Annotated in this window: 7 protein-coding genes; 1 reads left to right on the top strand and 6 read right to left on the bottom strand. The window is 35.3% G+C overall.

Annotation, left to right across the window (positions count from 1 at the left end; all coding sequences use genetic code 11):
* Positions 1 to 171: 171 nt before the first annotated feature.
* The 6 genes from ribB to tpx form a co-directional block, all read right to left on the bottom strand.
* A complete protein-coding gene (gene ribB / locus AABM59_RS09955; protein ID WP_338408817.1) occupies positions 172 to 1,305 on the bottom strand; it encodes a 3,4-dihydroxy-2-butanone-4-phosphate synthase in 1,134 nt (377 codons plus the stop codon).
* Positions 1,306 to 1,313: 8 nt separating this feature from the next.
* Positions 1,314 to 2,747 (bottom strand): LptF/LptG family permease, encoded by a 1,434-nt coding sequence (locus tag AABM59_RS09960; RefSeq protein WP_338408818.1) that lies wholly within the window; start codon positions 2,745 to 2,747, stop codon positions 1,314 to 1,316.
* A 7-nt stretch (positions 2,748 to 2,754) separates the two neighbouring features.
* A complete protein-coding gene (locus AABM59_RS09965) occupies positions 2,755 to 3,420 on the bottom strand; it encodes an outer membrane lipoprotein carrier protein LolA (protein ID WP_338408819.1) in 666 nt (221 codons plus the stop codon).
* Between the two features lie 67 nt (positions 3,421 to 3,487).
* Positions 3,488 to 5,920, bottom strand: coding sequence for a DNA translocase FtsK (locus AABM59_RS09970; protein WP_338408820.1), 2,433 nt, complete (start codon positions 5,918 to 5,920; stop codon positions 3,488 to 3,490).
* A gap of 19 nt (positions 5,921 to 5,939) precedes the next feature.
* Positions 5,940 to 6,314 carry a diacylglycerol kinase family protein gene (locus AABM59_RS09975; RefSeq protein WP_338408821.1) on the bottom strand — a complete coding sequence of 125 codons (375 nt, stop codon included), beginning with the start codon at positions 6,312 to 6,314 and terminating at the stop codon, positions 5,940 to 5,942.
* Positions 6,315 to 6,323: 9 nt separating this feature from the next.
* The gene (tpx, locus tag AABM59_RS09980; RefSeq protein WP_338408822.1) at positions 6,324 to 6,821 is read right to left on the bottom strand and encodes a thiol peroxidase; all 498 of its coding nucleotides are present in this window, start codon (positions 6,819 to 6,821) and stop codon (positions 6,324 to 6,326) included.
* Positions 6,822 to 7,017: 196 nt separating this feature from the next.
* On the opposite strand from tpx, the gene AABM59_RS09985 reads away from it, so the two are divergent.
* The coding region (locus AABM59_RS09985; RefSeq protein WP_338408823.1) for a peroxidase family protein at positions 7,018 to 8,100 on the top strand (1,083 nt) is incomplete at its 3' end.

Here is an 8,100-nt window from a genome sequence, read left to right on the forward strand (position 1 = left end):
CTCCAATAAGACGCATTCGATTTCTCAATGCGGTTGCAAATATAAGAACCTTTTTTTGTTTTACAAAAACTATTTTTATAAAAAGAATGACTATTTCATCAGCTGTTTTTTAATCGTTTCATTTTCTTGGTTTTAATCCAAAAACGCCCTTCCCCAATCCGGCAAAAAGAACTAATACTTCACGTATTCTTCTATTTCTAAACCGTAGCCTATCATCCCCACGCGCTTGGTTTGCTGGGTGTTCGACAGCAAGCGGATCTTCGAGATGTCGATGTCGTGCAAAATCTGCGCGCCAATCCCAAAATCCCGATTGTCCATTTTGATTTGCGCCGCCTTGAAAATGCCCTTGGTTTGCAATTCTTTCAATTCAACAATGCGGTTCAATAAATCTCCGGATTGCGATTCCTGATTGATAAATAATACGGCACCTTTGCCGTCAGTATTGATTATTTCGAAAAGATCACAAAGTTTTTTATTGGCATCATTGGTGAGCGTACCCAAGATGTCGTTGTTGATCAAGGTGGCGTTAATACGCGTTAATACTGATTCGCCAATATTCCAAGTTCCTTTTGTCAAGGCAACATGTATGCGATTATTGGTGGTTTGCAGGTAAGCCCTTAATCGAAAGGTACCAAAACGAGTTTCTATCTCAAAATCCTCTTTCTTAATAATTAGACTGTCGTGTTGCATTCTATAAGCTACCAAATCCTCAATGGAAACAATTTTTAAATCAAATTTCTTGGCCACTTTGATCAATTGGGGTAATCGTGCCATTGTTCCATCCTCATTCATGATTTCTACAATCACACCAGCCGATTTAAAGCCTGCTAATCGCGCAAAATCTATAGCAGCCTCAGTATGCCCGGTGCGTCTTAAAACACCTCCTTGTTTAGCAATTAATGGAAATATGTGTCCTGGTCTGGCGAGATCATGTGTTTTTGTATTTTGGTTAGCCAAAGCTAATATTGTAGCGGCTCTATCCGAAGCAGAAATACCTGTGGTCACTCCATTTCCTCTCAAATCTACCGAAACTGTAAAGGCAGTCTCTAACGGATCGGTATTGTTATTTACCATTGCATGCAATCCCAATTCCTTACAACGACTTTCAGTCAAAGGTGCGCAAATCAATCCGCGACCGTGAGTAGCCATGAAATTGATCATTTCTGGCGTTACCTTTTCGGCAGCAGCAAGAAAATCGCCCTCGTTTTCTCGTCCTTCATCATCAACAACAATGATGACTTTGCCTTGACGAATGTCTTCGATAGCCTCTTCAATGGTGTTGAGTTGTATTTTTCTAGTAGCCATAATTGTGTTTATTTTGGAGATGGAAACATTTTTTTTAATATTCTTTGAAAAGGAGCCAGAAAAACATCCAAGTTAATTAACCCAATATCATTCGTAGCTCTATAGGTCAATAAAATAGCTAGTGGTGACAGAATTAACGTGGACAGCCAAGCACCTACAAAGGGTGAAAGTTCGTCTTCTTGTGCTATTCGTTTGCCAAAAGTATTGATAAAATGAAAAGAAATAAAGATTAAAACAGCAAAAACTATTGGTAATCCAAGGCCTCCTTTTCTAATAATAGCACCTAATGGGGCTCCAATAAAAAACATTAGGAAACAAGCAAACGCTATTACAAATTTGTCATAGAATGCTAGCAAGTGACCGTTGATATTTTTCTGTTTGTATTCTAGTTCTGTGTTGGTTCCATTGATAGAATATAGGGTACTTTCAATGTTACTGTTGGCCATTTCCAAGATTTTTAATTTTTGCTCATTAGTATACAATGACAATAAATTATTTGGAAGAGGCTTGTTTTTTGGAGGACTTATTATTTTAGAATTTTTATTAATTCTAATCCGTTGACTAATGTTTTCTGAAAACGACAAAATATCAGTTTTTATGGTCTTGTTCAACGAATCTAGCGTATAGGACAATTCGCTTAAGTTTAGCATTGTATTGGTACTGGTGATGCTTGCATCATCCACATTAACTGTATTCAATTTAGTTAAGTCAATGTTAATCGTATATTTTTTAAAGGAACTTTTTGCAAAAGGCATTTTATTCCAGTCTTCATATTTTTTAAGAAGGAGGTCTTCATAATAATATCCGTCATGCAATACTAACTTTAATGTACTAGACTTTTCGCTGCTTATCAATTCGCCATTTTTGGCCTTGATTACCGTTTTACTACCACCGGCAATTTGAGATTTTTTATGAATGGTTATCCCCGTTAATGTATTTCCGTTTACACCCGATTTTTTATTGACTTTGATGTTATACAAGCCCACATCACTAAATTGTCCTTCGGCAATAGCTAAAGCGGGTTTTAATTGCGCAATGTTTTTCCTGAAATTGATAAATTTATATTCAGCGTAGGGAATGACGTTATTAGCAAAAAGGAAGGCCACTATACTTAATATGGATATAAAAATAATTAAGCTTTTCATAGCTCTTTGTAATGAAATCCCTGCTGATTTCATAGCGGCAAATTCATAGTTTTCAGCTAAGTTTCCAAAAGTCATTATTGAGGCCAGTAAAACAGACAAGGGCAATACCAGCGGAATGATCCGGGGCATGGCAAACAATAAAAATTTGATAACCATGGTTAAATCCAAGTCTTTTCCAGCTAATTCTGCTATAAAAAGCCAAACAGTCTGAAGAATGAATATGAAAAACAAGATTACAAATACCAAGGTAAATGTAGTCAGGAAGGTTTTTAATAAATATTTGTCGAGAATTTTCACCTAGGGTTTAATCTAATTTATTGATGTAGTAATTTGGATATTTACTTTCAGCAAAGGTAAATTGATTTTTCGACAAAGGTTGATTGGTTTTAAAAGAATTAACGGTCAATGTGGTTTTTGTTCCTTTCTTGCCTATTTCTATCAAATTGTAAATGTGTTTAGTCTGAACATCTATACCTAATAATATCTCTTTTCTTTGATCTTTAGCGCTGGTAGGTAAAAGTTTTATGTATTGAATTTTTCTACCTTTAATGTCTTGTAAATCACCTATCTTGTAGGTGTAGCCAGAATTAAAAAAAGTTAACATTTTTGAGGGAGTAATGGCATTATCGTCTTTTTCGTCGACTGTCGAAATTGTTATTTCTTCATCTTCAGGAATTATGGTGTAGCTTTTTTTTCCGTCAAAAATTTTGGTAACACCCATGAAATTTAAAATGTATTGGTTGTCTTTCATGGTTACATTTCCTTTGCTGTCTTGATTGATGTTCTCTTTGACATTATTCAAGGAATATTTAAAATCAATTACAATATTATCGTAGCTTTTTACTTTTGATGTCACCTGATCTAAAAGATTTTTTGCCTCTTTATTCTGAGCTTGAACCGAAAAGCTAAACAGGAGCAAAAACGGGATAATGATAAATTTGAGTTGGATTTTTTGTATTTGAAGTATCATTTATTATAATTTTTATTAAAGCATGTTTAAACACACAATGAGTTATAATGGCGTTCGTAAACAATCATTAGGACTGTTCATTATTGAAAAATTGATCAAGAGAACTCATGTCTAAAATATTTACACTTCGCGCTTTACTACCTTCAAAAGGGCCAACAATTCCAGCGGCTTCAAGTTGATCAATCAACCTCCCGGCTCTGTTGTAACCCAATTTTAGTTTTCTTTGTAACAAGGAAGCCGAACCTTGTTGTGCATTTACAATAACTTCGGCAGCTTCTCTAAACAAAGTATCTCTTTCAGAAATATCAACATCAAGATTAATGCCACTTTCTTCTCCAATAAATTCTGGAAGTAAATAAGCAGTTGCGTAGGCTTTTTGGGAACCAATAAATTCTGTGATTTTTTCCACTTCTGGAGTATCAATAAAAGCGCATTGCACACGTACTACATCATTTCCATTTGTATAAAGCATATCACCTCTACCTATCAATTGATCGGCACCTTGTCCATCAAGAATGGTTCGAGAATCAATTTTTGAAGTTACTCTAAAAGCAATTCTCGCAGGAAAATTGGCCTTGATTAAACCTGTAATTACGTTGACTGATGGTCTTTGTGTTGCAATAATCAGGTGGATTCCAATCGCTCGGGCTAATTGTGCTAATCGCGCAATGGGAGTTTCAACTTCTTTCCCAGCGGTCATAATCAAATCGGCAAATTCATCTACAACCAATACAATATAAGGTAGAAAACGATGTCCATTTTCAGGATTTAATTTTCTTGATTTGAATTTGTCGTTGTATTCCTTGATGTTTCGAACCATCGCATCTTTCAACAATGAATAGCGATTATCCATTTCTACACAAAGCGAATTTAAGGTATTGACTACTTTGGCATTGTCTGTGATTATGGCGTCTTCTGAATCGGGTAGTTTGGCTAAATAATGTCTTTCAATTTTATTAAAAAGAGTTAACTCCACCTTTTTTGGATCGACCAAAACAAACTTGATTTCAGCAGGATGTTTTTTGTATAATAAAGAAGTAATCACAGCATTTAGACCAACAGATTTTCCTTGTCCTGTTGCTCCGGCCATTAATAAGTGAGGCATTTTAGCCAAATCGACCACGAAAGTTTCGTTAGAAATGGTTTTTCCCAAAGCAATAGGTAATTCCATTTCTGCCTCTTGAAATTTAGCTGAACCAATGACGCTTTTCATAGAAACCATTGTCGGATTCTTGTTGGGAACTTCGATTCCGATGGTTCCTTTTCCTGGAATGGGAGCAATGATACGAATCCCCAATGCGGATAATGACAAAGCTATATCGTCTTCTAAACTCTTTATTTTTGAAATTCGAATTCCAGCTTCGGGCACGATTTCATATAATGTAACCGATGGACCAACAGTGGCTTTAATTTGTGCAATTTCAATTTTATAATTGCGAAGCGTTTCAACAATCCTGTTTTTATTGTCTTCTAGTTCTTCCTGGTTGATAGTGATTCCGCCAGTTGAATATTCTTTTAATAAATCAATTGTTGGGTATTTGTAATTGGATAAATCCAAAGTAGGGTCGAATAGTCCAAAATCGGCAACTAATTTTGAAGCCAAGTTTTCTTCTATAATATCTTCTTCGGTAGCCTTTTCGATTACAAAATGATCATCATCAGTTAGGATAATTTCGGGTTCGTGTGAGGGAACCACTTCCATCGGAATCGTTTTTAAACTAATTTCCGAAGGATTATTGATCGTTGGTTTTAAGGCTTCTTTGTTTAATTCGAATTGAGACCCAGTTGTTTTCAAATGAATTTCCTCTGATACATCCTCTGGGTCTTCAACGGCATATTCTTCTAAGTTATAAGCATTGGAGTTAATATTCGTAGAACCTATATCTGATTTAATTTCTTTCTTGGTGCTTTCAAAAAAGGATTTTATTTTTTCGGGAGATACTTTAATTTTGAAAATTAAGTAAATGATGAGTCCAAAAATTAAAACAAGCAAAGTGCCTGTATTGCCAATGTAATCTTGAGAAAACAAATTCAGTTCATAACCAATGGTTCCGCCCAACTCGGGAAGGGAAGTGGCAAAAAAACTAAATAATACTGATAAGATGATAAGAACGAACAAGTCCCAAAACCAAATGTTCTTCAGTTTCTTTAAGGAAATATCCAATATTAAAAATATACCCGTCAGGAAAAATAATCGAACAAACAAAAAAGAAGCAATTCCGAAGCCTTTATAAACGATTAAATCTGCTAGAAAAGCCCCAAATTTACCCAACCAATTTTGAACAACGTCACCTCTGTCGGTTAGTTCGTTTACAGCACTTTGATCCTGTTGTCCGTATATGAAAAAGGAAATGAAAGCTAGTAATAAAGCGATTGAAAACAATACCAAAAGCGAGCCTAAAACAATTTTATATTGTTTAGACATTTCCCAAGATTTTCGTGCCTCAGATTTTGAATCAATTTTCTTGTCTGGAGCTACTTTTTTTACTGTTTTTGCCATTCTTTAATTGTACTGTTTCCTATAAAATTTTTGGAATATATATAATTAATCCAATTGTGATTGCGGTGAAAGCTGCAAATAGAACCGCTCCGGCGGCAATATCTTTAATAAATCCTATTCGTTCGTGATAGTTAGGATGTATAAAATCGGCCACTTTTTCGATAGCCGTATTCAATCCTTCGATACTCATCACTAAACCAATAGATAAAATTTGAAACAACCATTCGGTTTTTGTAATAGTAAAGTAAAAACCAGCAATTGTCATCACTACAGCAATACTAAATTGCACCATCACACTATGTTCGGTTGTAATCAATTTTAAGGCACCTTTTATTGCGAAGGAAATGCTTTTTAGTCTTCCGCTAAAAAAGGAGTTGTCTTTTTGAAATTTCATTTCTAAATTTTAAAGTACTGCTAAAGCAGCTTCGTAATTAGGTTCGTTTGCGATTTCTGATACTTGTTCCGTATGAACAATGCTTCCGTTTTCATCGACAACAATGATGGCTCTTGAATGTAAACCGGCTAATACTCCTTCGGTAATTTCTAAACCGTTGATTTTTCCAAAACTACCGTTTTGAAAATCAGATAGATTAATCACGTTTTCGATTCCTTCAGCACCACAAAAACGTTTTTGGGCAAAAGGTAAATCTCTGGAAATACATAATACGGAGGTGTTTTCAAATTGAGCAGCACTCGCATTAAATTTCCTTACAGAGCTAGCACAAGTTCCGGTATCGATGCTTGGAAAAATATTTAAAACTAATTTTTTTCCTAAAAAATCAGTAAGTGTAGCAATCGAAAGATCGCTTTTTACTAATTTAAAATCGGATAGTTTTGTGCCAACTTTAGGTAATTCACCTGAGGTTTGAATTGGATTTCCTCCTAATGTTATTGATGCCATACTTTTTTTTCTTTTTTTTAATGTGCCTCAAAAGTATGAAAATTTATTTACGATTTATAGTTTTTTGATTTCCGATTTCCGATTATGTTAATTGGATAAACGATATACTATTAAACTATAGTTTTTATTTATGAAAATTAAGTTTAAAACCGGTTTTTTTCGATAAATTTACGTTCAAATTAAAATTAATAAAATTATGGAAAATAACGCAAATCCTAGTAAGACATCCTACAGCATTAATGAAGAAAGTAAATGTCCTTTTTCTGGGGCTACTACATCTAAACACAGTGCTGGAAACGGAACAAAAAACATTGATTGGTGGCCCAATCAGTTAAAATTGAATATTCTTCGTCAAAATTCTTCACTTTCGAATCCAATGGGAGATTCGTTTGACTATGCAACTGAATTCAAATCTCTAGATTTAGCTGTTTTAAAGAAAGATATTCTTGACTTGATGACTACCTCTCAAGATTGGTGGCCAGCTGATTATGGTAGTTACGCTGGGTTTTTTATTCGTCTGGCTTGGCATAGTGCTGGAACATATAGAACGGCAGATGGTCGTGGTGGTGCTGGTTCAGGAACGCAACGTTTTGCACCTCTAAACAGTTGGCCAGATAACGGAAATCTTGACAAAGCACGGTTGTTGTTATGGCCAATAAAACAAAAATACGGAAGAAAAATTTCTTGGGCAGATTTAATGATTCTTGCTGGAAACTGTGGTTTGGAATCAGCTGGTTTTAAGACTTTTGGTTTTGCAGGAGGAAGAACAGATGTATGGGAACCGGAAGAAGATATTTATTGGGGTTCAGAGAAAGAATGGTTAGACGATAAAAGATATTCGGGTGACAGAGAATTAGAAAATCCATTGGCAGCTGTTCAAATGGGATTGATTTATGTTAATCCAGAAGGTCCAAACGGAAATCCTGATCCATTATTGGCAGCTCGTGATATTCGCGAAACTTTTGCCCGAATGGCAATGAATGATGAAGAAACAGTTGCGCTTATAGCCGGAGGCCACACCTTAGGTAAAACACACGGCGCTGCAGATCCAAATAAATATGTTGGTGTTGAACCAGCTGCTGCAGGTATCGAGGAACAAAGTAAAGGTTGGAAAAATACTTTTGGTACCGGTAAAGCAGGCGATACCATTACAAGCGGATTGGAAGGTGCGTGGACAACAACACCAACCAAATGGAGTAATAATTATTTTGAAAATTTATTTGGTTTTGACTGGGAATTATTCAAAAGTCCAGCAGGTGCTCATCAATGGAGACCAGCT

The organism is uncultured Flavobacterium sp., assembly GCF_963925185.1.
In the GTDB taxonomy this organism is placed as follows: domain Bacteria; phylum Bacteroidota; class Bacteroidia; order Flavobacteriales; family Flavobacteriaceae; genus Flavobacterium.